Genomic DNA, 25842 nt, shown 5'->3' on the forward strand with positions numbered 1-25842 from the left:
TCTCTTTATCTCGTAAAAACACAAAAAAGCCGATAACCTACTTATAAAATAGTAAGCTATCGACTTTATACACGTTTTTTATTCAATTATAAATCCTATAATCGACCGTAACCTAAGAAATGTTTTTGGTTGTAGCTACTGCTTAAGCTAGAGTAAGCAATCCCTTTATCACCAGCATGAATCATTTGGTCGTTACCAACGTAAATACCGATGTGAGATGGACCTGCTTTATAAGTACCTTGGAAGAATACTAAATCTCCAGGTTGTGGGCTACTTACTCTAGAAACTGAGTTCCAGTAACCTGCAACGTCTTGACGACCTACACCATAAATGTAAGAAATGAATCCACTACAGTCAAAACCACCGTTTGATGGAGATGCACTTCCCCAAACATATGGCATACCTAAATATTTTTGTGCTTTACCAATTACGCCACCCGCATTTGAAGCTGGTGCTGGTGCTGGTGCTGGCTTTTCTTTTTTAGGTGCTTCTTTTTTAGGCTCTTCTTTTTGAGCTTGTCCAGCATTGTTCGCTGGAGCAGCTTGCTGTGCAGGCGCTTGCGCTGGTGCTGGCGCAGCTTGTTGAGCTTGCGCTTCTTTAGCAGCTTGTTCTGCTTGTTTTTGAGCAGCAGCTTCTTGTGCAGCTTTTTCTTGCGCTTCTTTTTCAGCGATTTGTTGTAATTTTAATGCCTGTTGTTCAAGCTCTTTCAATTGACCTTCCGTACTTGTCATTGTAGTTACAACTGTATCCATTTTACCACTTAAATCGTTTACCGCTGTTGCTTTTTTCTCTTTTTCAGCGTCAAGTTCTTTCTTAGCAGTTTCAATTTGAGATTGTGCTTCTTTTAATTCTTTTTGTTTTTCTTTTACTGTCTCAACATCTTTTTTCACGTTCACTTGATCTTCTTGTTGTGTTTTCATGATATCTTCGTCAGATTCCATAATTTTAGACACAGAAGCTAAACGATCAACTAAATCTGCAACGTTTTTAGAGTTTACAAGAACTTCTGTTACAATGTTCGTGTTCGGTTGTTCTTGTAGTGCAACTAAACGTTTTCTTAATAACTCTTCACGTTTTGCAATCTTTGTTTGTAGTTCTGCAATATCTTTATTTTTATTTTCAATTAATTGCTCAGTATCAGAAACTTTTTTTGTTGTTTCATCAAGTTTTGAAGCGTTCTCTTGAACAGACTTATCCAATCCTTGGATTGTTTTGTTTAAGTCATTCATTTGTTTTTGTAATTCATCACGTTCTTGTTGTTGTTTATGTAAAGTATCATTTTGTGTGTTAATTTGTGATTTCACGTCAGAAATTTTATCTTCTGCAAATACATTTGGTGTTAGCCCTGAAAACATTAACCCTGCAACTAGTGCGCAAGATGCCATTTTTAGCTTTTTCATTTTATTTTTTACACCGCTTTCTTTTTTCGTTTTCCGTATATAACCTATTAAAATTTATACCATAATTCGGGAGTTTTTTTGCTAATGTTACGGTTTTGTAAAATAAATGTAATATTACATTTATCTCTATAGCAAAGTATATCTAAATTTGTATATATATGTAGAATTTCAAGAGCCTTATGCCGTTTTTTATAGAATTGAAAAAAACGTAAGGGAATCCCTTACGTTTTGAAAATACTCCAATATGAACGAGATAGAAACGTTACTTCATCCATTTCTCAGCCCAATTTTGGACCTCATCCATAACACTTTCCAACGCTTTCCCTTTATCAGTTAAACCGTACTCGATTCTAACTGGTACTTCTGGGTAAACACTACGAACTACAATACCTTCACCTTCTAATTCCTTTAAACGTTCTGACAACATACGATCGCTCATATTCGGTATAATATCTGCGATTTCTCTGAAACGTTTCGGCTCTTCAAGCAAAGATTTAATAATTAAGCCAGTCCATTTCTTACTAAGCATTGTAAAAGCTGACTCAAACTTTGGACATAAACAAGAATTATGCTCCATATGTTTCACCTCTCTTCTATTATAAGATAGTTTCTTGTAAAAAGTAAGTAATAAAACTTTCCTCATTATTTAATTTTACGTACATTTTACCATTTCCAGATATTAACTTGTCAAATCCCCGTAAAATATCCGTAAAAAAACCCTCTTCAAGTAAGAGAGCTTTTATATCTTTATCATTTCGTATACCAACCTAAACCAAGCGCACCTTCACCTAAATGCGTCCCAATTACAGCTCCGAAATAACTCGTGCGAATTGTAACATGAGGATATATCTCTTCTAATTCTTGTTTCCATTCATTAGCTTCCTCTTCACGATTCGCATGAATAATAACAGCTTCCATAGGTACACCTTTATTTGCCTGCTCATCAAAGATTTCAACGATACGCTTTAACGCTTTTTTACGCGTACGAATTTTTTCGAATGGAATAATTACTTTATCTCTAAAGTATAATACTGGTTTTACTTGTAACAAACTACCGATGAAAGCTTGTGCGCTATTTAATCTTCCACCACGTTGTAAATGATGTAAATCATCCACTACAAAATAAGCATCCATCGTTTGCTTCATTTCATCAAAGCGAGCGATAATCTCTTCTGGGGCTTTCCCTTCACTTACTAATTTCGCCCCTTCACGCACGTAAAATCCTTGTACTTCACAACTAATTTCAGAGTCGTACGTATATACATCAATACCATCTACCATCTGTCCAGCTGTCGTTGCTGTTTGGTATGTACCACTAATTCCACTGGAAAGGTGAATGCTAATAACTGCATCATATTCTTTAGATAACTCTTCATATAGCTCTAAAAACTTTCCAATTGCTGGTTGCGAAGTTTTCGGAAGATCTTCTTGTTCACGTACTTTTACATAAAAATCATTCGCTGAAACTTCAGCCTCTTCTTGATAAGATTCCGTTCCAAACACAACGTTTAATGGAATCATATATATATTGAGTTCATCACGAATATGCTTCGGTATATATGCTGTACTATCGGTAACAATAGCTGTTTTCATTTTCGTACCTGCCTTATAAAAAATTTTTATCCCCTAATTTTACACGAAAACTAGAAAAGGTGCATCCATACATAAAAATGCCGGTTAGAAACTACAATCACCCGCTCGACAAATTACAACAAAAAAATAAAATACTCACCAAAAATTTCAACATATTTATAAAAAATGTTTGAATATAAAAACAACCGCTTTTAAAATGTAAAGTACTAGTTATTTTGAAAGATAGGGGCGTATACCATTGTTATTACAATATTTAACAATCAAAGGCTACGGTGAGCACGAAATCATCATTCAAAAATCAAGATTCATTTGCTATGTGAGTCGCGCCACAACGGAAGAGGAAGCTCAAGCATTTATACAAAAAATAAAAAAACAGCATTGGAATGCAACACATAATTGTTCCGCATATTTAATCGGCGAACAAGATCAAATTCAAAAAGCGAACGATGACGGTGAACCGAGCGGCACAGCTGGTGTACCTATGTTAGAGGTATTAAAAAAACGAGGTCTAAAAGATACTGTCGTCGTCGTTACGCGCTATTTTGGCGGCATTAAACTTGGTGCTGGCGGATTAATTCGCGCATATGGAAAATGTACAAGTGAAGGTCTTAACCATGTAGGCGTTGTTGAACGAAAACTAATGCGCGTTATGCAAACAGAAATTGATTACACTTTGCTTGGTAAAGTTGAAAATGAATTACGCAATTCAGAATATGCCATTAAAGATATACATTATCTAGAAAATGTCACATTTGATACGTATGTAGAAGAGGACAAAAAACAACCATTCACAGATTGGATGATTGAATTAACAAACGGGAAGTGTACAATTACAGAAGGAGATATGTTGTACTTAGAACAAGACTTTATCTAAGAATAGCTAACGTATCGCCTTTAAAGATTAATGTAGTGAATTAATTCCCTACAAATGAACTAAGGAGATTATATATGGAAGAGCGTTATAATCATCTCCAAAATAGCAGAATAAAAAAGAAACGTAGAAGAAAGTTTTTCTTCTTTCTTATTTTCGCATTTTTATTTGGTAGCGTAGGACTTTATATGTTAAATTCCTACACTTCTCTCATGGGGATGTACAGTGGATTTGCTCGTGAAAAATCGGATTTAAGAACCGAAGATGTAAAAATTACAAAGGAACCATTTACAATCCTCATTATGGGAATAGAGGATTATGCAACAGACGGTCAAAATGGTCGTACAGACTCATTAATGTTTGCGACAGTCAATCCGAAAACTCAAAAGGTTTCGCTTATGAGTATTCCTCGTGATACTCGCGTTCCAATCGTTGGAAAGAACAAAGAAGACAAAATTAACGCTGCGCATGCTTACGGTGGAGAAAAAATGGCAATCAAAACTGTCGAAGGTTTTCTAAAAGTTCCTGTAGACCATTATATTAAAATCGATTTCCAAGGCTTTAAAGGTATCGTTGATGCTGTTGGCGGTGTTACCGTTGATGTCCCTTTCGATTTCTGGGAACGTTCTGACGTGGATTACTACAAAAAAATCCAATTTAAGCAGGGACAGCAAAACTTAAACGGTGAAGAAGCACTCGCTTACGTCCGTATGCGAAAGCAGGATCCAAACGGCGATTATGGTCGGGCCGCTAGACAAAGACAATTACTAGCCGCTGTCGCTCAAAAATTAAATTCCGCCTCTACTGTATTTAAAATTAAAGATTTAACGACTGTCGTTGGAAAATATATAAAAACCGACATTCCTATTTCAGACGGACTTGCTCTTTACAATAAAATATCTGGATTTGATCCTTCTACCATACAAACGTTAAAACTTGAAGGAGAAGACAAAAAAATAGGTGGTATTTATTACTTCCTTCCAGATCCAATCAGTGTAGAGACGGTACGTAAGGAAATTGAAAAAGAAATAGGGGAAAAAGAACAAGCCCCAACAGAGACTACGAAAAATGAGAATACAAATTCCGATTCAAATTCTAACTCCAGCGCAAAAGCAAAGAAGGAACCGAGCGAGAACAAAACACCTCCTCCTCCCCCTCCTTCTACAAATGCTCATGCAGAGTGGATTATGAGAAATCAGCAATAAAAAAGAGCCAAATCGCATCACATACGATTTGGCTCTTTTTATTTCCCGCAATTGTTGTGGGCCAATAATAAACGGAAGATACAAACCCCATTTATTAAAGTTTCACTCTACTTGTTGAAGTGTTGTAAAATCGCTTCTACAATACGCTCTGATGCACGACCATCGCCGTAAGGGTTAGATGCTTTCGTCATCTTATCATGAGCTTCTTTATCAGATAACAACTCATCAGCAAGACCAAAGATTGTCTCTTCATCTGTTCCTGCTAATTTCAGCGTACCTGCTTCGATACCTTCTGGGCGTTCCGTCGTGTCACGAAGGACAAGAACTGGCACACCTAGTGATGGTGCTTCCTCTTGTACACCACCAGAATCAGTTAACATTAAGTATGAACGAGCTGCAACGTTATGGAAATCGATTACATCTAGCGGCTCAATTAAATGAATGCGGCTATGCTCGCCTAAAATATCATTCGCTATTTCGCGAACAACAGGATTCATATGAACAGGGTATACAACTTGTACATCTTCGTGCTTATCAACAAGACGCTTAATTGCACGGAACATATTGCGCATTGGTTCTCCTAAATTTTCACGACGGTGTGCTGTCATAAGTACAAGACGATCATTTCCAAGTTTCTCTAACACCGAATGGCTATAAGTTTCTTTTACAGTTGTCTTCAGTGCATCGATCGCTGTATTTCCTGTTATGAAAATGCGTGACTCATCTTTATTTTCTTTTTGTAAGTTCGTTGCTGATTTTGTTGTAGGTGAGAAATGAAGATCCGCCATTACACCTGTTAGTTGGCGATTCATCTCTTCTGGATATGGAGAATACTTATCCCATGTACGAAGTCCTGCTTCAACATGTCCTACTGGAATTTGATTATAGAAAGCAGCTAAGCTTGCAATAAATGTCGTCGTTGTATCACCATGCACAAGTACGATATCAGGCTTCGCTTCTTTCATTACTTTATCTAAGCCTTCTAAACCACGTGTTGTAATATCAATTAACGTTTGACGATCTTTCATGATATTCAAATCGAAATCTGGCGTAATTCCAAAGATATTTAATACTTGATCTAACATTTGACGGTGTTGTGCTGTTACAGTCACAATTGATTCAATCTTTTCTGGGTGCTTTTGCAACTCTAATACAAGAGGTGCCATTTTAATTGCTTCTGGTCGTGTCCCGAAAATTGTCATTACTTTTAAGCGTTCAGTCATTTCATTGCCTCTTTTCTTTCACTAGTTAAAACTTCTATTATCGCATATAAAAATATGCATGTAAAAATACACTTTTTAACGCGCCTGAGAAACATTACTATTACAGACGTCTTTTCGCCCAACTGAGTAATAATTTAATCCATGCTCCTCGGCATCCTCATTAGTATAACAATTTCTCCCATCAAATAGAATAGGTTCCCTCATAAGCTGTGCATACTTTTCTAGCGGATAATTTCGAATTGATTCCCATTCTGTTACGATAAAAACTGCATGTGCCTCTCTAATCGATTCATCTATACACTCAGCGTATCGTATCGTATTTCCAAATAGACTTCTTACATTTTGAATAGCTTGCGGGTCATATAAAACCACATCCGCACCTATATTAATTAATTCTTCTATTATAATAAGAGATGGCGCTTCCCTAATATCGTCAGTATTCGGTTTGAATGCTGCACCAAGAACCGCAATTTGCTTCTTCTTCATATCTATAATTTTCTTCGCTTTTTCAACTAACAACAACTGTTGTTTATTATTCACTTCAATGACTGCTTTCAACAAGCGAAAATCATGAGAAACATTCCCTGCAATTTGCACCAGTGCTTTCGTATCTTTTGGAAAACAAGATCCTCCATATCCGATGCCTGCATTTAAAAAAGATGCACCAATTCTCTTATCCATCCCCATCCCTGTAGCTACATCTAATATATCCGCACCCACTTGCTCACATATATTAGAAATTTCATTAATAAAGCTAATCTTCGTAGCTAAAAAAGCATTAGATGCATATTTAATCATCTCAGCACTTCGAATATCTGTAATATACGTTTGTAAGCTTAATTTGCTGTACAAATTCTCTACTTTCCTTGCAGCTTCTTCACTACATGCTCCAATTACGATACGATCACCATGAAAAAAATCATAAATACCAGAACCTTCTCTTAAAAACTCTGGATTCGATACAATACATAATTCATGTCTACCTTGTAGTTTCTCCTCAATCCATTCTCTCATTACATCATTTGTCCCTACAGGAACCGTACTTTTCGTAACAACAATAATATCGTTATTCACATATGTTCCAATATCATCACAAGCACTACGAATATACGTTAAATCTGCTGTTCCATCTAATAAAGATGGCGTTCCAACTGCAATAAATATAAACTCTACATTATTAAATGCCGTTGATTTACTTGCTGTAAAAGTTAAATGATTATTCTCGTATGCTTCATTTATTAATTCACTTAATCCACATTCATAAATAGGTAACTCGCCTTGTTTAATCCGTTCAATTTTTTCACTATTTATATCGAAACATGTGACTGAATGTCCCAATCTCGCCAATCCTACTCCCGTAATCAATCCAACATATCCGGTACCTATTATCGTAATTTTCATTTTCCTTTCGCACAGGAATATACATAAGAAAATATACGAATACACAGAATTCTCCCTGTGCTTCCCCCTCTCACACTAAAAATGAGAAAACTCTTTCACTTCTTTATTATATGAATTGTTTTTTTATTCTTTTTTAAGATTTTGTAAAGTTAAATGATGCAATATATACAAAATGTAAATTCCCACATTTTAACACGGAACTTACTCAATTTTACGTGCAACACTTATAATACTGAAACAAAAGTCATCGCTATATGAGAGGGAAGTACAATGTCACATTACAAGCCACAATATGAGATCAACCTTCTCAAAGGACACAACATTCCATATCCAATTGTCATATATTCTATTCACTCCCCTTTACAGCCAAAAGAAAAAAAGATTGAATTCTAATCTTTTTGTGATACCATATGTTATGAGCCTGTAAATAAACATCATAATTTTCAGATAAATACAATTAGAAAAATTACGTTAAACTATAAAGGGTGGGGTATTAATGGACTCACAAGTGATTTATGCCATTTTGGCATCTTTCATCACTGTACTCGTCGTTACTCCTTTAGTTATTAAATTAGCTTTCAAAATAGGAGCAACAGACAAGCCAAATGCGCGTAAAGTACACCAAAAAATTATGCCTCGTCTTGGCGGGTTAGCAATTTTCATCGGTGTAGCCGTAGGATTTGTTGTCGGTGGATTGTACGAACAAAGAATGTTATCGATAACTTTAGGTGCTATCATCATTGTTATCATCGGGATTTTAGATGATATGTACGAACTATCTGCGAAGGTAAAATTCGGTGGACAACTATTAGTTGCCATCATGATTGTAAAAAGTGGATTATTAGTGCAAGTATTATATATTCCAATTCTCGGAGATACTGAACTCGGATGGCTTGCTTATCCAATTACTGTATTTTGGATTGTAGGTATTACAAATGCCATCAACTTAATTGATGGATTAGATGGATTATCCGCAGGGATTTCATCTATCGTACTTGCAACGCTAGCATATATGGCCTTCACTAGCCCATGGGGTACTGGAGCAGCTATTATATTACCTCTAGCACTGATTACATTAGCAAGTACAATTGGATTTTTATTCTACAACTTCCATCCAGCAAAAATTTTCATGGGAGATACAGGAGCACTATTTTTAGGATACTGTATTTCTGTTATATCGTTACTTGGATTATACAAAAGCGTAACGTTATTCAGTTTTATCGTTCCAATCATTATTTTAGGTGTACCTATATTTGATACGACGTTTGCAATCATCCGCCGTATCGTAAATAAAAAGCCTATTTCAGCACCTGATAAATCGCATTTACATCACCGTTTGCTTGCAATGGGATTCTCTCATCGTAAAACGGTACTAATTATTTACGCATTGGGTATTTTCTTTAGTGTAAATGCAATTATTTTCAGTAGTGCAACATTATGGTTATCCATTATTCTTCTTTTCATTTTAATCTTCTTTACAGAAATCATTGCTGAAGTAATCGGTCTTGTACACGAACGTTACAAACCAATTATTTCCTTCTATAAAAAAGTGAAAAAACGCGAAGACTAATTGTAGTATAGCCTTTACTATTATGAAATATTCAAATAGCACCCTCTTCCAAGGAAGAGGGTGCTATTTTTTGTTTTTTATTCCTTATTTCCTATTTCCAAAATATAGATTGTTTGAGAGTGCCTCTATTGGAGAAAGATATACGTATATCGAAGGTAACGAAAAAAGTATCAAATTTTCATTTTTACATCTTGATTGTCAAACTGAGGGTGAATGTTATGCTCAAGCGATTACTTCAATGTATAATTTTATTTTTAACTATTACTATGTACGCATCATCTAATACAAAAGCAACTACAGACATTCAAGCAGAAGATTACCAAAGCACTCAAACTACCTCTCCTACAAAAAAAATTGCGTACTTAACATTTGATGACGGACCAAATAAATACACACCACAAATTTTAAATATTTTAAAAGCGAAGAACGGAAAAGCAACTTTCTTCGTTATTGGTGGAAAAGTGCCACATTATAAAAAAACGATGGAGCGATTGATTAAAGATGGACATTATATCGGTCTCCATAGTATGTCACATGATGTAAAACGTCTTTATACTGGCGATCCATCTGTTTTAATTGCAGAAATGGAGCAAACCCAAAACATCGTCCAGCAAGTTACACATTTAAATACACATCTCGTTCGTGTCCCATACGGTAGCATGCCTTACTTAAAAAAGAATTACCGCGACGCACTCGTATCCGCCCAGTATAAAATGTGGGATTGGACAATTGATACATATGACTGGAAAAGCTATGATAATCCTTCCGCAATACTAGAAAGAGTACGAAATCAAAGCGATGAACAAGTAGAGGTTATTTTAATGCATGATTCTAGTGTCACAGTGCAAATACTCCCAAAAGTAATTGATTATTTGCAATCACAAGGATATAAGCTACTTCCCTACAATCCATCTTCCCATCTCGAAGTGAATTTTTGGAAAGACACAAGATTGTAACAGCTTTAGTGCCTATGTACTAAAGCTGTTTTATCCCGCTATTTGCGGGCAGTAAGACTCCCACCTCAAAATTCAGTTGGAACAAAGAAGTTAGGTGGGAGATCAACTGCCCGTAAACGCCCGATTGGTGAAGGCTAATAATCAGTGGGGATGAACAAAAACCCCACTGATTAAAGTTTCACTTTATTTTTCTCTTCCCACACTTCCCATTTTTGTGTAAAATTTTAAATAGTGATGAAGTTTCGAGGTGAATAGAAATGAAACGAATAGATCTCATTTTTAACGCAATACAAAAAGGGAATTATACAGAAGGTGTAACAGCATCAGAACTCGCTACACTTCTACAGTTAGACCGTGCAAATGTTAGTAGCGATTTAAACAAGCTTGTGAAAGATAATCGTTTATTAAAAACGAGTACACGCCCTGTCCGTTTTTATATAGAAACGAACACTTCATTGGAAACGCATTCAACAAAGGGCACTTCATTAGATACATTTGCTATTGAAAATACAAGCCTAAAAATTGCAATTGAAAAAGCAAAAGCTTCTATTCTCTATCCTCCAAACGGTATGCATACTTTACTACTTGGAGAAACAGGTGTCGGAAAATCGATGTTCGCTTCTTTAATGCACGAATACGCAATTGAAGTGGAACAACTTCCAAAAGATGCACCTTTTATCGTCTTTAACTGTGCTGATTATGCAAACAATCCACAACTACTACTTGGACAGTTATTTGGGATAAAAAAAGGAGCTTACACAGGTGCCAGTGATCAAAAAGGATTAATTGAAAAAGCACATGAAGGAATTCTTTTCTTAGATGAAGTACATCGCCTTCCTCCAGAGGGACAAGAAATGCTTTTCACCTTTATTGACCGCGGGGTATACCGCCGCCTTGGAGAAACAGAAAATGAACGTAAGGCACGAGTGTTGATTATTACTGCAACAACCGAAGAACCAAATTCATTTTTACTAAAAACATTTACAAGACGTATTCCGATGACCGTTACGCTTCCACCACTTCGTGAGCGAACACATAAAGAACGGTTTGCCTTACTACAGCTATTTTTCACAAATGAAGCAATTCGTCTAAGGAAAGAGATTCATGTTAGTCCAAATACAATGCGCGCTTTCGTCTTTTACAATTGTCCAAATAACATCGGCCAATTGAAAACGGACGTACAAATTGCCTGTGCGAAAGCTTATTCTGATTTCGTAACAAAAAAACGTGATTCTGTCTGTGTTTCAAGTACAGATTTACCTTGGTATATGAAAGAAGGATTATTTATTGAAAGAAAGAGCCGTCATCTATATCAAATACCAAATGAAACATTTGTATTTACAGGTGATGAAGGTTGGAGTAAGCATACAGTAGAACCCGAAGGAAGTCGCTCTTCTATTTACGATTATATTGATTATAAATATGAGGAACTTCAAGCACGAGGCATTGAAGAGGAAGAATTAGAATTATTAATAGAAAATGATATTCAAAGCTTTTTCGTCCAATACTTTAACCAAATATCTAAAAAAACAAGTCATGAAAATGTTTTTAAAATTGTGGATCGTAATATCGTTTCCGTATGTGAAAAAATTGCGGAACTAGCTGAAAAATATTTATCTAAAACTTTCGATGAAAAAGTGTTTCTCGCTTTAAGTTTACATGTACAGACAACTCTACAACGTTTGCAGGGCGGGAAACAAATTCACCACCCACAATTAAATCAAATTCGTACGAAATATAAAGAAGCTTTTTCCGTAGCTATGCAATGTATTCAGCTATTAGAAGAAGAATTACAAATAACAATGCCTATTGATGAAGCTGGCTTTTTAACAATGTTCTTCGTTGTTGATCCAATTCCTGCCTCACAAACAGAAGTAAAAGTATTAATATTAGCACACGGTAATGGCATCGCAACAGAAATGGCAAACGTTTCAAACGAACTTCTCGGTATCGATGAAGTAACTGGTATCGATATGCCCTTGCATGAATCACCAAAAGACTTCTTAGAGCGTGTTAAAGTGTATATGAACACACTTCAAAATGTAAACGGGCTTCTCTTACTTGTTGATATGGGATCTCTCGCTTATATTGGTGATATATTAGAAACTGAATTCAAAATCCCTGTCCGTGTTCTTTCAATGACGAGTACACCACACGCACTAGAAGCAGCTCGAAAAGCTCAGCTTGGCTATTCACTAGATGCACTATACGAAACAGTGAAGAACTTAACGCCGTTCTATTTAAACGTACAGGAAGAAAAGAAAAAGCCACTATCGCCAATGAAATCCGTGATTTTAACAGCTTGTTTAACTGGCGAAGGAAGTGCTTTAGCAATTCAAAAAATGTTAGAGAACTATTTACGCTTTGATAAAGACTTAATTGAAATTATTCCGATTAGCATCGTTCATGAAAAAGATTTAACGAAAATGATCGAGAACATAAAAAAAGAGCGTAATATCATTTGTATCGTCACGAATTTCGATGTGCAAGTACCTTGCTTAACATATCATTTCCAAGACATTGTGAACTACACAGCTATTCAACCAATTCAAGAATTGATTACGTATGAAGAAACATATGCGAAAATGGCTGATATTCTTGAACAACAAATGCAGCGTAACGATGGGGCATTACTTATTAAAACAATTCGTTATGCATTAAATACAATTCAGGAATTGATTTCTTTACAGCTAACTCCCGACAGTTTAATGGGTGTGATTTTGCATATGAGCTGCATGGTTGACCGTCTTCAAAAAGGCGAAAGTCTCCTCCCTCATCCTGATAAAGAGAAACGAAGACAAGATGAGTACTGGATGTATATGAAAGTGAAAAAAGCACTGCAGCCTATCGAAAATACATTTGAAATACAAATACCAGATGACGAAGTATTTTATATAATGGACTTCTTCATCAAAAATCAACCTGTAAAAAATTAAACTAGGCAATATTTTAGAGTAGTACCTAATACGTAGTAAGTGAAATTATATCGGCGATTCGACATAGGCTATCGACTTACCGACAATAATTGATAAACATGGCACCCATTATAATTAGAAAAGGCTGTTCCAAAATGTTTTTTGGACAGCCTTTTCGCTTACTTCTTTACTTCCCTCATTCTACCCCTTATTTCTCCCTTTTTATTAGATTTCGTATTAACATTTACATATACATTTGCTTGCATTATCTCTTGAAACAAGCTGTCAAATGCTCTCCCCTGTAAAGGCCCTTCAAAATCCTCCACTTTAGCTACACCAGTAACGACTCCTTCATTCACACTAATTCCTTGCTCTAATGGACCAAACAAGCTTAAAACAACTGGACCAATTTGATTCGCTTTCCCTAAATGAATTTGGCATGACGTGATTTTTTTTATGTTTTTTAATATGACCCGATATTGCAACTTCTTTAAATCTTCACTAAAAATGAGCTCTGTTACACCGTAAGCTTCTGTATTTACAGGAGGTACTTCCCTCTTTCCTGTTAACCTAGCAAAGAAATGTGTTGTCATACGGGCATTCTCCTCATATAAATTTCCCAGCACTACTTCTACTACTTTATGGTTTAGACATAATCATTTATGACTTTTTCAAATTTTAATTACGAAGAAAAGATTCACACAATCTTTACATTAAAATCGTTTCTTTTGCTTTACTCCCTCTTGTATAATGCATTTAGAAAAACAGTCTAGGAGGAAATTTTGAAAAATAATAACTACTCTTTCCAATCATTAATAGAGATTTTCCTCGTATCATTTAAATTAGGACTTACTTCATTTGGTGGTCCCGTCGCCCATCTTGGTTATTTCCACCACGAATACGTGCAAAAAAGAAAATGGATGGATGAACGAAGTTACGGAGACTTAGTAGCGCTATGTCAATTCCTTCCTGGCCCCGCTAGCAGCCAAGTCGGTATGGGAGTTGGGTTATTACGCGGCGGATTATTAGGAGCAATTATTTCATGGATTGGATTCACTCTACCATCTGTGCTCGTTTTAGTTTTCTTCGCTTCCTTCCTTAACCAGTTCGAACTTGGAAGTACAGGCTGGATTCATGGACTGAAACTTGTAGCGGTCGCAATTGTCGCTCATGCAATATGGGGAATGGCTCAAAAGTTAACACCGGACCGAAACCGTGCAACAATCGCAATTGCAACTGCCGCAATCGCCCTATTATGGCCAAGTAGCTGGACACAAGTCATTCTCATTATAGTATCTGGCTTTATCGGCTGGTTTTTATATCGCGACCAACCCGTTAGCCAAGCAAATAAAATAAACGTACCTATTTCAAAAATGGTAGCCATGTCTTGTCTCATCTTATTCTTCGGGCTATTAATACTGCTACCAATGTTACGACCGTACTCTTATTTCATCTCTTTATTTGACAGCTTCTATCGCTCTGGTGCACTTGTATTCGGAGGAGGGCACGTCGTACTTCCTCTTCTTGAAAGTGAGTTTGTACAAAACGGGATGATGACAAAAGAACAATTTCTAGCTGGATACGGATTAACACAAGCAGTTCCAGGGCCACTATTTACATTCGCTTCTTATATAGGAGCAGTGCTAAATGGAACCGCCGGAGCAGTTATTGCAACGATCGCTATCTTTCTTCCTGCCTTCCTGCTCGTTGTTGGCGTTTTACCGTTTTGGGACAGTGTAAGGAGAGTATCTTACATACAAGGTGCACTACTTGGAGTAAACGCAACCGTTGTCGGCATTTTACTTGCAGCTTTTTATGATCCAATTTGGACGAGTACAATTATGAATTCTGTAGATTTCATTTTTGCTTCTCTTCTATTTTGCTTACTCGCTTTTTGGAAAACACCACCTTGGGTTATCGTTATACTCGGAGCCTTCGGTGGATATGTTCTATCCATTTTGTAAGCACAAAAAACGACGGCCCCATTTAGCCGTCGTTTTCCTATTAAAACTTCACAAGCTCTATTCCCTCAGGCAATTCGCTCTCCGTTAAAATACGCAACTCTTTCACGCGATCCATTACGTAAGAAGAACGTTTCATAAGCTCTGGGTCAATATAAGCTGGATGCACCATAATTTCTACCGTTTGCTCGTCCTGCACTCTTTCCTTTAACTTCACAAAATAATCTTCCGTCACACCGTCAGCGTAAAAATCACTGTAAAACACATCTGAAAATGGGTGCACCGCTCGCTCTTCTTCACAACGACGAATTGGAACATTATATTTACTTGCTAAGCTCTCAAGAACGTCGTGTAAAAGCGGTAATCCATGCACGTGATGATGACTATCTAAATGAGTTGGTGTTAAACCGTAAGACAAAAATTTCTCAATTTGAGCCGTCCACTCTCTTTCAACCTCTTCTGGATTTATATTGCCTTCCCATACAACACTTTGTTTATGAAACAATCCATCGCTACTCACAAGTGATGGAACGTCTTTAAGAAGCGGTTCTCCTGCCGTTAATACGAGATGCACTCCTACTCCTAACGTTTTATACTCTTTCGCCAAACGTACGGCATGCTCTGTCCCTGGCATATTCATCATCATCGTTGTTGAATTTACAAGCCCGTTTTTATGTCCATCAATAATTCCGTAATTCGTACCTTCTGTAAGACCGAAATCATCTGCATTTACAATTAGCTTAATCATCGCAATACCTCCTACTAGAATAAAAAAAAGCGGGCTAAATAGCGCCGCTTTATTTCTCTATCTTCTTAAAAAATTGTGGAAGATGTTCTTTATGTGCTTCCAACATTTCATCTAAAATTTGTTTTGCAACTTTATCTGATGGTACAAGTGGGTTAATTGTCATAGCAAGCAGCGCCTTATGATAATCCCCTGTAATAGCAGCTTCAATTGTTGTGCGCTCAAATGATTTAATTTGCTGTACTAAACCGCGAACTGGTACCGGTAAGTCTCCTACCGCAATTGGTTTTGGACCTTCTTTCGTAATAATACAGTTCACTTCAACAGCCGAATCATGTGGCAAGCTTGCAATTGTTCCGTTGTTTCGTGTATTAACAGGCTGGATATCACCTTTATTATTATAAATAGACGTAATTAAGCTACATGCTGCGTCACTATAATAAGCTCCGCCACGTTTTTCTAATTGTGGTGGTTTAATATCTAAATTCGGGTCTTTATATAACTCGAATAAATCATTTTCTAATTGTTTTACTACTTCTGCACGTGTACCTTTTTCAATCGAAGCTTCTTTCTCTTCTTCTAACATTTCACGTGTTTTATAGTAGTAACGATGGTATGGACATGGAATAGCGCGAAGACCACGAATGAAATCTGGCTCCCAGTTAAGCGCAGCGATGTTTTCCATCGTAATTTGCTTTTCTGGATCTGTTACAAGTTCTAATACACGATCCATTACGCTTACGCCATCCAAGTATACATCTAATCCGTATACCATATGGTTTAAACCAGCGAAATCAACATGGACACGGCTTGCATCTACTTCAAGTAATCTTGCAAGACCCATGCGAATTCCAATTGGAACGTTACATAAGCCAACTACTCTTTGGATATTCGTGTAGCGGAGTACAGCTTCCGTTACCATACCTGCTGGATTTGCGAAGTTAATAAGCCATGCATTTGGACATAGTTCCTCCATGTCCTTACAAATATCTAAAATAACAGGAATCGTTCTCAGCGCTTTGAACAAACCACCAGGACCGTTCGTTTCCTGACCAATTACATCATATTTTAATGGAATTGCTTCATCTTTTGCACGTGCTTCTAATAAACCAACGCGAAGCTGTGTTGTTACGAAGTCAGCATCTTTTAATGCCTCACGGCGATCAAGTGTTAAATGGATATCAATTGGTAAACCTGATTTTTTCACCATACGTTTCGCTAAGTTACCAACGATTTCTAACTTTTCTTTTCCTGCCTCAATATCTACTAACCAAATTTCACGAACAGGAAGCTCGTCATAACGTTTAATAAATCCTTCAATTAACTCTGGTGTATAACTAGAGCCACCGCCGATTGTAGCAATTTTAATTCCAGTCATGCTTTATTCCCCTTTCGCTTCTAGCTTTTTATAAAGGTCAATAAATTCTGCTGCTAATTCTTTTACTGTAATAGAATTCATTAAATGATCTTGTGCATGAATTAAAAGAACACTAATCTCTGTTTTTTCCCCTCTTGCTTCTGATTGTATGAGCTCTGTTTGGAAATGATGCGCTTCATTAATCGCTTCTTTCGCCTTTACCATCGCTTCATCTGCTTCCGCCATTTTCCCCTGTTTGGCAAATTGAAGTGCCTCCATTGCAAAGCTTCGTGCATTACCACTATTTAAAATCAATTGGAATGGAATTTGTTCTGCTGTAGTCATCATAATTACCGCCCTCTCTATTATGGTTCAACCGATTTAAATACCCCTTCAGTTTGAACATGTCTATTAAATTATTATTTTATTAATGATTGTTTGGTGTTCTTGTAGATGGGTCTCATCTTTTTGAACATGATATAAAGGTAATTGTTCTCACAGATAATGTTATCTGTGAGAACAATCTCTATGTTACATAGGTACAGAGTTGTTATTTCCTTGCGCTGCTGCTTTTTCAGTACGAACAACTGAACGGTCAGATAACACAACGAATGGATAATAGATTACCATTGCAATTACAAAGTTGAATAACTGTAGAATCGCACCAGAAATATGTCCACCTGTTACAAGATAACCACTAATAATTGGTGGTGTTGCCCATGGAATCATCACAACTGTTTTTGGTACCCAACCAATAGATATAGCTGTATAAGAAGTAATTACTAATACAATTGGTGTTAGGATAAACGGTAAGAATAAAATTGGATTTAAAATAATTGGTGTACCAAAGATTACTGGTTCGTTAATGTTGAATGCACCTGGACCAATTGATAGACGAGATACACCACGTAGTTGTGCACTTTTCGCTACAAGTAATACAACTACTAAGAACGCTAATGTTGCACCAGAACCACCAAGATATACGAAAGTATCAAAGAATGGTTTTGTAACAATGTTTGGAACATCAAATGCAGATGTGCCACCTTTGAATAAATTAATATTTTTCTCTAATGCTGGTAAGTATAATGGCTCAATAATACCACCAACGATATTTGGACCATGTAAACCGAAGAACCAAAGAAGATGAACAAGGAATACAATGACAATTGCACTTGGTAATGTCCCTGCTAAACTTTGCAATGGTAATTGAATCGTATTAAAGATAAATTCATGAACACTTGTACCAGCTAATTTCACTGCTAATTGAATACCTGCAACTGCTGTTAAGATAACAAATGCAGGAACTAAAGCTGCGAAAGATCTTAAAACTGCCGGTGGTACTCCATCAGGCATTTTAAATGTAATTTCTCTTTGTACAAAGAAACGGAATACTTCAGTAACAAGGAGTGCCACGATAATTGCTACGAATAACCCTTGTGCACCTGTCCAAGCTAAGTTCAATCCGCCTTCTTTCGGTGTTGTTGGCGTAAGAATAATTAACGCACCAAATGAAATAATACCTGCTGACAAACCATCAACGCCGTAAGATTTTGCTAAATTATAACTTGTTGTAAATGCTATGATGAGTGCTAGAATTGCGAAAGAACCAGTCCACATTCCACCGCCAACTTGTTTCCACGTTTCGCCAAACAAACCTTTCATGAAATCTTGGAAAGCTTCAGATGGAAAACCATTAATTAGTGATGCCAGTGCACCAACTAAAATAAGTGGCATAACTGCAATAAATCCATCACGGATCGCAGCTAAGTGACGTTGCGATCCGATTTTACCAGCGACAGGAACAATATACTTCTCCATAAATGCAATAAATTTTTGCATTTCGCTTCCCCCCTAATTATTTTTTAAGTGTTAACGCGTGATCTAAAACTGCTTCTCCATTCATCATGCCGTAGTGCATTGGATTAATAACATCGACTCCAACGTTTTTCTCATCGGCAAGCGTTTTCATTGTAGAAAGCATGTAACGAACTTGTGGTCCTAATAATAGTACATCTGCTTGATCAATATTGTTTTTTACTGCATCCCCAGATACAGCCCAAATCTTACCTTCTAGACCACGAGCTTTTGCAGCCGCTTCCATTTTTGTAACTAGTAAACTTGTAGACATCCCTGCTGAACAACATAATAAAATATTCATTTATAAATCCCCCTTGTGTGGTATAAAAAATTTATGTTTTTTATTTTTCTTTACGCTATTTATTAATGCAATTAGCGTGCCAACTTTTTAAAACGCCTAAAATCAGCGTTTTTTCGAACAATTCATTTGTGTGTTACCGCTTTCAAACAGTGTGTCACCCGAAAAACACACAGTGTGTTATAAAACAACACGCTTTTAACACATAACTGTATGAAAATAGATTAGTGTTTAGTTGTCTAGTTGTATTTAAAACAAAAAACACTAAATTTTTTTAAAGCGTGAAAAATATAATAACGAAAAATATAATATTTCGACTCAAATCAAAAACAAATACCTATTCAAGACACTCGTCTACCTATTGTCCAGTCAAACTCTATTAAATTACATAGAATAGAATAAAATAAAGTATTTCGAAAGGGGATTCCAATGCCAAAGCATAGAAAAAAGAATAGAATGAAAATTTATAGAATACAGTTTCAAAATAAATGGTATAAACATGAGGAGGGTTCTGAACTAGATTCAAACACGTATAAACTAGACAAACAGGACACTGAAGATACGCAAGACAAACAAGATAAACAGGACAAACAAGACAAACCAGGTAAACAAGACAAACAAGATAAGCAAGACAAGCAAGATAAACAAGACAAGCAAGATAAACAAGACAAGCAAGATAAACAAGACAAGCAAGATAAACAGGACAAACAAGATAAGCAAGACAAACCAGATAAACAGGACAAACCAGGTAAACAAGACAAACAAGACAAACAAGATAAGCAAGACAAACAAGATAAACAAGACAAACCAGGTAAACCAGGTAAACAAGACAAACAAGACAAACAAGATAAGCAAGATAAACAAGACAAACCAGGTAAACCAGGTAAACAAGACAAACAAGATAAACAAGAAAAACAAGATAAACAAGACAAACAAGATAAACAAGACAAGCAAGATAAACAAGACAAGCAAGATAAACAAGACAAGCAAGATAAACAAGACAAGCAAGATAAACAAGACAAGCAAGATAAACAAGACAAGCAAGACAAACCAGATAAACAAGATAAACAAGACAAACCAGATAAACAAGACAAGCAGGACAAACCAGATAAACAAGACAAGCAAGACAAGCAGGACAAACCAGATAAACACGATAAGCAAGATAAACAGGACGAAGACGAGGATGAAGACGAGGACGAAGACGATAAGCAAGTACAATCGGAAAATGTAATAATAGTACCAACAGATTCGCACAGCTTAGATATATGGGATGAAATTTCACTAAAAGAAATACAAGCTGGCGAACATACAAGTTTATTTGAAGAAAAAAGCAATTATCAAAACATTAACTTACTCCAAGTAAGCGATATTCGTCTATATTTGGATAAACAGCTACAATTTAGTTCCGTCGATGAGCAAATCTATCATGAGGCACTAGTTCATCCGATTATGTCAAAGGTAATAGATCCAAAGCGTGTTCTCATATTAGGCGGTGGCGATGGTCTTGCTTTAAGAGAGGTTTTAAAATATGAAACTGTTATCCATGTAGACCTCGTTGACTTAGACGAAGAAATGATTAAGATGGCTCGCAATGTTCCAGAATTAGTTTCTTTAAACCAACAGGCATTTTTTGATGATCGTGCAAATGTACATGTATGTGACGCAAAAGAATTTCTGAAATCTCCTTCCTCTTTATACGATGTAATTATTATTGATTTTCCGGATCCAGCGACAGAGTTATTAAGCACTTTATATACAAGTGAAATTTTTGCTCGTATAGCTACGTTCCTAACAGAGGATGGCGCATTTGTCTGCCAATCTAATTCGCCTGCTGATGCACCTCTTGTATATTGGGGTATCGGTAACACAATTGAACATGCCGGATTAATTGTAAAAAGCTATCATATAATTGTTCCTTCTTTCGGAACTGACTGGGGATTTCATATTGCTGCTAACTCCTCGTTTGTACTTGATCAAATTGAACAATTATACGTAGTACCAGTTCCTCGAACATTACCTTCTCTTCTTGCTCCTTTATTTCAATTTAAAGAAGAACATTTAGAGCACCGCAATAATGCCGTTTTAAATTCAGAATCGGACCTTACTCTACATCATTGCTATCAACAAGAAATGAAGTTCTAATAATATTTTGACAAGGAAGGGAAAGTATATGGAATATTCTACGTTTGGGCGTCATATAATAGTAGATTTATGGGGCGTAGATTTTTCTCTATTAAATGATATTCATTTTTTAGAGCATCATTTAGTTGCCGCTGCGAATCGCTCTGGTGCCCATGTTTTAAATGTAAGTAACAAGGAATTCCACCCATATGGAGTTACGGTATTAATTTTATTGTCAGAAAGCCATCTCTCTATTCACACTTATCCTGAAAAGAAATTCGCAGCAATTGATTGTTATACTTGCGGCATATCTGTTGATCCTCAAAAAGCCATTGATTCTATAATAAGCGTATTAAAACCAGAACGTATGCATATAAAAAAATTAATTCGTGGTGTAGGAGAATTTGTTACTATCGATTAGTTATCATCCCCATTTATCCATGAAGAAGGAGGCTTGTTAATATAAAAATACCATCAGTGGAACTTATAACACTCCACTGATGGTAAGCACACATACATAGTCTATTCACCCCGCATTAACGGGCAGTAAAACTCCCACCTCAAAATTCGGCTGGAGCAAAGAAGTTAGGTGGGAGATCCACTGCCCGTAAACGCCCGATTGGTTCAACTAATAATCAGTGGGGGATGAACAAAACCCCCACTGATTAAAGTTTCACTTTATCTTAATTGATGATTGAATTTTGCTATTTTTCGTTTCCAATATAAAGTCAGCATAAACCTGGAAATATTAAATACAATCATCCATAGGTGGCCCTCTTTTCGTCATAACTGTCTCTTTTAAAAACATAAAAAAACCTTGCATACGCAAGGTTCATTCAGCTACTCACATCTTCCTATATAATTCTACAAACTCACTCGCCAATTCCTTCACTGTAATTGCATTCATTAAATGATCTTGCGCATGTACCATCAGCAGGGTAACTTCTGTCTTTTCCCCGCCAGCTTCTTTCTGTATGAGCTCTGTTTGTAAGCGGTGCGCCTCTTGCAATTCATTTAAAGCTTCTTGTAGTTTAGCTTCCGCTTCCTGAAATTCACCGCGCTTTGCGCAATCAATTGCTTCCATTGAACAGCTTCTCGCATTTCCCCCATGCAAAATTAAATGAAAAGCTTTCGTCTCTATCGTATCCATTTTAGTTCTTTACTCCCCCTTTTCTTCCGCTACTTTTTGTTTATCCCATATTTTTAAGAATGGCAAGTAAATAAAGAATGCAAGCGCAAAGTTAACGAGTTGCAAAACAACCCCTGAAATTTTCCCGCCTGACCCTAAATATCCACTAAAAAGAATAGGTGTAGTCCAAGGTACAGCAGCTCCACTCGGACGTGCAACCCATCCCCATTCCATTGCGAAATAAGAAACAACCGTTAATACGACTGGCACCAATATAAATGGAATAAGTAAAAGTGGGTTCATTACAATCGGCATTCCGAAAGTCACCATTTCATTAATATTAAAAATACCAGGTGCAATCGACAATCGTCCTAAACTTTTCAATTGCTGACTTCGCGCAAATAATAACATTCCTACAACTAAAGCAAGTGTTGCACCAGAACCGCCCATATAAATCCATAAGTCAAAGAACTGCGCAGTAATCGTATTCGGTACATCTTGCCCAGCCTGAAAAGCAATTCGGTTTTGGTCCATTAACGACAACCAAATCGGGCTCATTACACCACCAACAATTGCAGCGCCATGAATTCCACACGCCCAAAGTACATGGACAATAATAACGGCTATTACCGCGCCCCAAAGACTGGCACCAAGTGCACTAAGTGGTTCTTGTAAAATTTTCCCCACAATATTATGGATGCTGCCGAAAGAAGTATTTTCTATCATTAAGCGCAAGATCCAAATAACAGTTACAACAATAAATCCTGGAACGAGTGCTGCAAATGAACGTGTCACAGCTGGCGGTACTGTTTCTGGCATTTTTATAATCAGCTTTTTTTGTACAATAAATCTATAAAGTTCAGTAGATATAAGTGCTATAATCATCGCAACGAATAACCCTTGGCTTCCCATTAAAACAGCTGGTATAGCCCCTTCTATAAGTACACTTTCCTTCGTACTTGGTATTATATATGCAACTTGAAATGGAGTTGCAAGTAAGAATGTCACAAGTGATAACGCCCCTGCCGCTAATGCATCGACCTTATAGTATCCTCCAAGTCTGTAAGCGATTCCAAAAGTGGCTATTAAAGACATTATATTAAATGTTGCGCTAACTGGATACCCCAAAGCCTTTTGCCAACTCTCCCCAAACAATCCTGCCATAAAATCATTATACCCTGGTATGGGTAAAGCGCTAATAATTAGAAAAAAAGATCCGATAATCAAGAAAGGCATCGTCAAAATAATCCCATCACGAATCGCTTGCAAATGTCTCTGCTCTGCAACCTTTCCTGCTACTGGCATCACATATTTCTCTAAAAACTTTATCATCTATCCCACTCTCCTCATGGTTTCATTGACAAAGCTGCTTGTAAGATAGCTTCTCCATTACAAAGCCCATAATGGACAGATTGAATGACATCAACAGGTATTCCTTTCTCCTTACATAATTCTTTCATTTTCGGTAATAAATAACGTACTTGCGGTCCAAGTAAAAGTACATCTGCATCATCGATATGATTTCGCACTTCTGAACCTGATACAGCCCAAATCTTTACCTCTATCCCCCTTGCCTGTGCCGCTTTCTCCATTTTTGCAACTATCAAACTGGAAGACATTCCCGCTGCACAGCAAAGCAAAATATTCATCCTGTTTCCCTCCCTCTTTTTCTAAACCTAAGGTATGATACAGCCCTTTCCACCACTAGGTTACAAATATATATGTCTAGATTTCTAACTGTATGCCGAGCTTAAAAACAAAAATTTCTCGGTTTTCACGCTATTCCATCTATCCGTATTTTCCTAGTAAAGAAGTCTCTAACTCGCTATAATGATTCAGTATGATTTTTTATAATCGATAGGAGGGTATATTTATGAAGGCATATCGCTTTCCGCTTATTTTATTATCTTCTATCCTAATTGGTGGTTTCATTGGTTATTTCATGGGTGCCGATGCAGTTGCTTTAAAGCCGCTTGGTGACATTTTCTTAAACTTAATGTTTACGATTGTTGTACCGTTAGTGTTCTTTAGCATCGCGTCATCTATTGCTAATATGGATGGATTAAAACGTTTCGGTAAAATTATGTCTAGTATGGCTGGAACTTTCTTATTTACAAGTATTTTAGCTGCTATTTTTATGATTATTATTGTGAAAGTATTCCCGCCAGCACAAGGTGTTGTATTAGAACTAACACAGCCTGATAAAGCTGAAAAGGCAGTTAGTGTTGCTGATCAAATTGTCGGTATCCTAACAGTATCAGACTTTTCAAAGTTACTATCTCGTGAGAACATGCTAGCTCTTATTTTCTTCTCTATCTTAATGGGGGTTGCAACTTCAGCAGTTGGTGAAAAAGGGAAACCATTCGCTACATTCTTACAAGCTGGTGCAGAAATTTCAATGAAAGTTGTATCTTTCATTATGTACTACGCTCCAATCGGACTAGCTGCCTACTTCGCAGCATTAGTTGGTGAATTCGGACCACAACTTCTTGGAACTTACTTCCGAGCAGCAATGGTATACTATCCGGCTTCTCTTATTTACTTCTTTGTATTCTTTACATTCTATGCGTACCTTGCAGGTCGCAAACAAGGTGTACAAGTATTTTGGAAGAACATGGTCTCTCCTACAGTTACATCACTTGCAACTTGTAGTAGTGCCGCAAGTATTCCAGCGAACTTAGAAGCAACGAAGAAAATGGGTATTTCTTCTGACGTTCGTGAAACAGTTGTCCTTCTTGGATCTACACTTCATAAAGACGGATCTGTTTTAGGCGGGGTATTAAAAATTTCTTTCTTATTCGGTATTTTCAACATGGAATTCGAAGGACCGAAAACATTAGCAATTGCACTTGTTGTTTCTCTATTAGTAGGAACAGTAATGGGTGCTATTCCGGGCGGAGGTATGATTGGTGAAATGTTAATCGTTTCTCTATACGGATTCCCACCAGAAGCATTGCCAATTATCGCCGCAATTAGTACAATCATCGATCCTCCTGCAACAGTGTTAAACGTAACAGGAGATAACGCTTGTGCCGTAATGACAGCTCGTCTTGTAGAAGGTAAAAACTGGATCAAAAATAAATTTGCTTAATATATGGAAAGAGGATGCTCGTTGGAGCATCCTCTTTTTGGTGTTATTTTTCAGTGAATCGATATATCTGAAAAATCGTTGATATATTTGAATTTGTGATAGATATATTAGCAAAACCGTTAATATAATTCCATCCCGCCACAAATTTG

General features: G+C 36.7%; 23 protein-coding genes. 9 read left to right on the forward strand and 14 right to left on the reverse strand.

The window, feature by feature from the left end:
* Nucleotides 1-95: 95 nt before the first annotated feature.
* From MHB76_RS24645 to MHB76_RS24655, 3 genes are all read right to left on the reverse strand, one after another.
* Nucleotides 96-1400, reverse strand: coding sequence for a C40 family peptidase (locus MHB76_RS24645; protein ID WP_078173380.1), 1305 nt, complete (start codon nucleotides 1398-1400; stop codon nucleotides 96-98).
* A 262-nt stretch (nucleotides 1401-1662) separates the two neighbouring features.
* On the reverse strand, nucleotides 1663-1977 hold the full coding sequence (locus MHB76_RS24650) for a winged helix-turn-helix transcriptional regulator (RefSeq protein WP_002159869.1): 315 nt from the start codon (nucleotides 1975-1977) through the stop codon (nucleotides 1663-1665).
* 173 nt (nucleotides 1978-2150) lie between these two features.
* The gene (locus tag MHB76_RS24655; RefSeq protein WP_002112883.1) at nucleotides 2151-2993 is read right to left on the reverse strand and encodes a DegV family protein; all 843 of its coding nucleotides are present in this window, start codon (nucleotides 2991-2993) and stop codon (nucleotides 2151-2153) included.
* A 238-nt stretch (nucleotides 2994-3231) separates the two neighbouring features.
* Between MHB76_RS24655 and MHB76_RS24660 the strand changes: the two genes are divergently transcribed.
* Nucleotides 3232-3867 carry a YigZ family protein gene (locus MHB76_RS24660; RefSeq protein WP_340987923.1) on the forward strand — a complete coding sequence of 212 codons (636 nt, stop codon included), beginning with the start codon at nucleotides 3232-3234 and terminating at the stop codon, nucleotides 3865-3867.
* 74 nt (nucleotides 3868-3941) lie between these two features.
* Nucleotides 3942-5069, forward strand: a complete 1128-nt coding sequence (locus MHB76_RS24665; protein WP_078173378.1) for an LCP family protein — start codon at nucleotides 3942-3944, stop codon at nucleotides 5067-5069.
* A 107-nt stretch (nucleotides 5070-5176) separates the two neighbouring features.
* Here the strand turns inward: MHB76_RS24665 and wecB are convergent, their stop codons facing one another.
* Both wecB and MHB76_RS24675 read right to left on the reverse strand, forming a co-directional pair.
* Nucleotides 5177-6292 (reverse strand): non-hydrolyzing UDP-N-acetylglucosamine 2-epimerase, encoded by a 1116-nt coding sequence (gene wecB, locus MHB76_RS24670; protein ID WP_016106630.1) that lies wholly within the window; start codon nucleotides 6290-6292, stop codon nucleotides 5177-5179.
* Between the two features lie 75 nt (nucleotides 6293-6367).
* Nucleotides 6368-7738, reverse strand: coding sequence for a UDP-glucose dehydrogenase family protein (locus MHB76_RS24675; protein ID WP_078173377.1), 1371 nt, complete (start codon nucleotides 7736-7738; stop codon nucleotides 6368-6370).
* 451 nt (nucleotides 7739-8189) lie between these two features.
* Between MHB76_RS24675 and MHB76_RS24680 the strand changes: the two genes are divergently transcribed.
* From MHB76_RS24680 to MHB76_RS24690, 3 genes are all read left to right on the forward strand, one after another.
* A complete protein-coding gene (locus MHB76_RS24680; RefSeq protein ID WP_000378307.1) occupies nucleotides 8190-9263 on the forward strand; it encodes a glycosyltransferase family 4 protein in 1074 nt (357 codons plus the stop codon).
* A 218-nt stretch (nucleotides 9264-9481) separates the two neighbouring features.
* A complete protein-coding gene (locus MHB76_RS24685; protein WP_078173376.1) occupies nucleotides 9482-10219 on the forward strand; it encodes a polysaccharide deacetylase family protein in 738 nt (245 codons plus the stop codon).
* Nucleotides 10220-10476: 257 nt separating this feature from the next.
* Nucleotides 10477-13155, forward strand: a complete 2679-nt coding sequence (locus MHB76_RS24690; protein WP_078173375.1) for a PRD domain-containing protein — start codon at nucleotides 10477-10479, stop codon at nucleotides 13153-13155.
* A 158-nt stretch (nucleotides 13156-13313) separates the two neighbouring features.
* Here the strand turns inward: MHB76_RS24690 and exsM are convergent, their stop codons facing one another.
* On the reverse strand, nucleotides 13314-13727 hold the full coding sequence (exsM, locus tag MHB76_RS24695) for an exosporium regulatory protein ExsM (RefSeq protein ID WP_078173374.1): 414 nt from the start codon (nucleotides 13725-13727) through the stop codon (nucleotides 13314-13316).
* 189 nt (nucleotides 13728-13916) lie between these two features.
* Here exsM and MHB76_RS24700 point away from each other — a divergent pair, with 189 nt between their 5' ends.
* Nucleotides 13917-15098: a chromate transporter gene (locus tag MHB76_RS24700; RefSeq protein WP_078173373.1), complete on the forward strand. Its 1182-nt coding sequence runs from the start codon at nucleotides 13917-13919 to the stop codon at nucleotides 15096-15098.
* Between the two features lie 40 nt (nucleotides 15099-15138).
* Here MHB76_RS24700 and chbG read toward each other — a convergent pair whose 3' ends face one another.
* The 5 genes from chbG to MHB76_RS24725 all read right to left on the reverse strand — a co-directional run bounded on the left by chbG (nucleotide 15139) and on the right by MHB76_RS24725 (nucleotide 19355).
* Complete coding sequence (gene chbG, locus MHB76_RS24705; RefSeq protein ID WP_078173372.1) at nucleotides 15139-15843, reverse strand: chitin disaccharide deacetylase; 705 nt, start codon at nucleotides 15841-15843, stop codon at nucleotides 15139-15141.
* A 49-nt stretch (nucleotides 15844-15892) separates the two neighbouring features.
* Nucleotides 15893-17218: a 6-phospho-beta-glucosidase gene (gene celF / locus MHB76_RS24710; RefSeq protein ID WP_078173371.1), complete on the reverse strand. Its 1326-nt coding sequence runs from the start codon at nucleotides 17216-17218 to the stop codon at nucleotides 15893-15895.
* A 3-nt stretch (nucleotides 17219-17221) separates the two neighbouring features.
* On the reverse strand, nucleotides 17222-17545 hold the full coding sequence (locus MHB76_RS24715; protein WP_000989054.1) for a PTS lactose/cellobiose transporter subunit IIA: 324 nt from the start codon (nucleotides 17543-17545) through the stop codon (nucleotides 17222-17224).
* Between the two features lie 183 nt (nucleotides 17546-17728).
* The gene (celB, locus tag MHB76_RS24720) at nucleotides 17729-19036 is read right to left on the reverse strand and encodes a PTS cellobiose transporter subunit IIC (RefSeq protein ID WP_078173370.1); all 1308 of its coding nucleotides are present in this window, start codon (nucleotides 19034-19036) and stop codon (nucleotides 17729-17731) included.
* Nucleotides 19037-19052: 16 nt separating this feature from the next.
* On the reverse strand, nucleotides 19053-19355 hold the full coding sequence (locus MHB76_RS24725) for a PTS sugar transporter subunit IIB (RefSeq protein WP_001023565.1): 303 nt from the start codon (nucleotides 19353-19355) through the stop codon (nucleotides 19053-19055).
* Nucleotides 19356-19781: 426 nt separating this feature from the next.
* Between MHB76_RS24725 and MHB76_RS24730 the strand changes: the two genes are divergently transcribed.
* Both MHB76_RS24730 and speD read left to right on the forward strand, forming a co-directional pair.
* The gene (locus MHB76_RS24730) at nucleotides 19782-21494 is read left to right on the forward strand and encodes a polyamine aminopropyltransferase (protein WP_340987930.1); all 1713 of its coding nucleotides are present in this window, start codon (nucleotides 19782-19784) and stop codon (nucleotides 21492-21494) included.
* A 28-nt stretch (nucleotides 21495-21522) separates the two neighbouring features.
* Nucleotides 21523-21894, forward strand: coding sequence for an adenosylmethionine decarboxylase (speD, locus tag MHB76_RS24735; protein ID WP_078173369.1), 372 nt, complete (start codon nucleotides 21523-21525; stop codon nucleotides 21892-21894).
* Nucleotides 21895-22317: 423 nt separating this feature from the next.
* Here speD and MHB76_RS24740 read toward each other — a convergent pair whose 3' ends face one another.
* Genes MHB76_RS24740 through MHB76_RS24750 form a run of 3 tightly spaced genes read right to left on the reverse strand, consistent with a single transcriptional unit; the run spans nucleotide 22318 to nucleotide 24251 of the window.
* A complete protein-coding gene (locus tag MHB76_RS24740) occupies nucleotides 22318-22623 on the reverse strand; it encodes a PTS lactose/cellobiose transporter subunit IIA (RefSeq protein WP_199709411.1) in 306 nt (101 codons plus the stop codon).
* A 9-nt stretch (nucleotides 22624-22632) separates the two neighbouring features.
* Nucleotides 22633-23934: a PTS cellobiose transporter subunit IIC gene (gene celB, locus MHB76_RS24745; RefSeq protein WP_204208524.1), complete on the reverse strand. Its 1302-nt coding sequence runs from the start codon at nucleotides 23932-23934 to the stop codon at nucleotides 22633-22635.
* 14 nt (nucleotides 23935-23948) lie between these two features.
* Nucleotides 23949-24251 carry a PTS sugar transporter subunit IIB gene (locus MHB76_RS24750; protein ID WP_078173367.1) on the reverse strand — a complete coding sequence of 101 codons (303 nt, stop codon included), beginning with the start codon at nucleotides 24249-24251 and terminating at the stop codon, nucleotides 23949-23951.
* Between the two features lie 224 nt (nucleotides 24252-24475).
* Here MHB76_RS24750 and MHB76_RS24755 point away from each other — a divergent pair, with 224 nt between their 5' ends.
* A complete protein-coding gene (locus MHB76_RS24755) occupies nucleotides 24476-25693 on the forward strand; it encodes a dicarboxylate/amino acid:cation symporter (protein WP_002112907.1) in 1218 nt (405 codons plus the stop codon).
* Nucleotides 25694-25842 lie beyond the last annotated feature (149 nt).

The sequence above is a fragment of the Bacillus sp. FSL M7-1345 genome (assembly GCF_038006985.1).
Taxonomy (GTDB): Bacteria; Bacillota; Bacilli; order Bacillales; family Bacillaceae_G; genus Bacillus_A; species Bacillus_A cereus_U.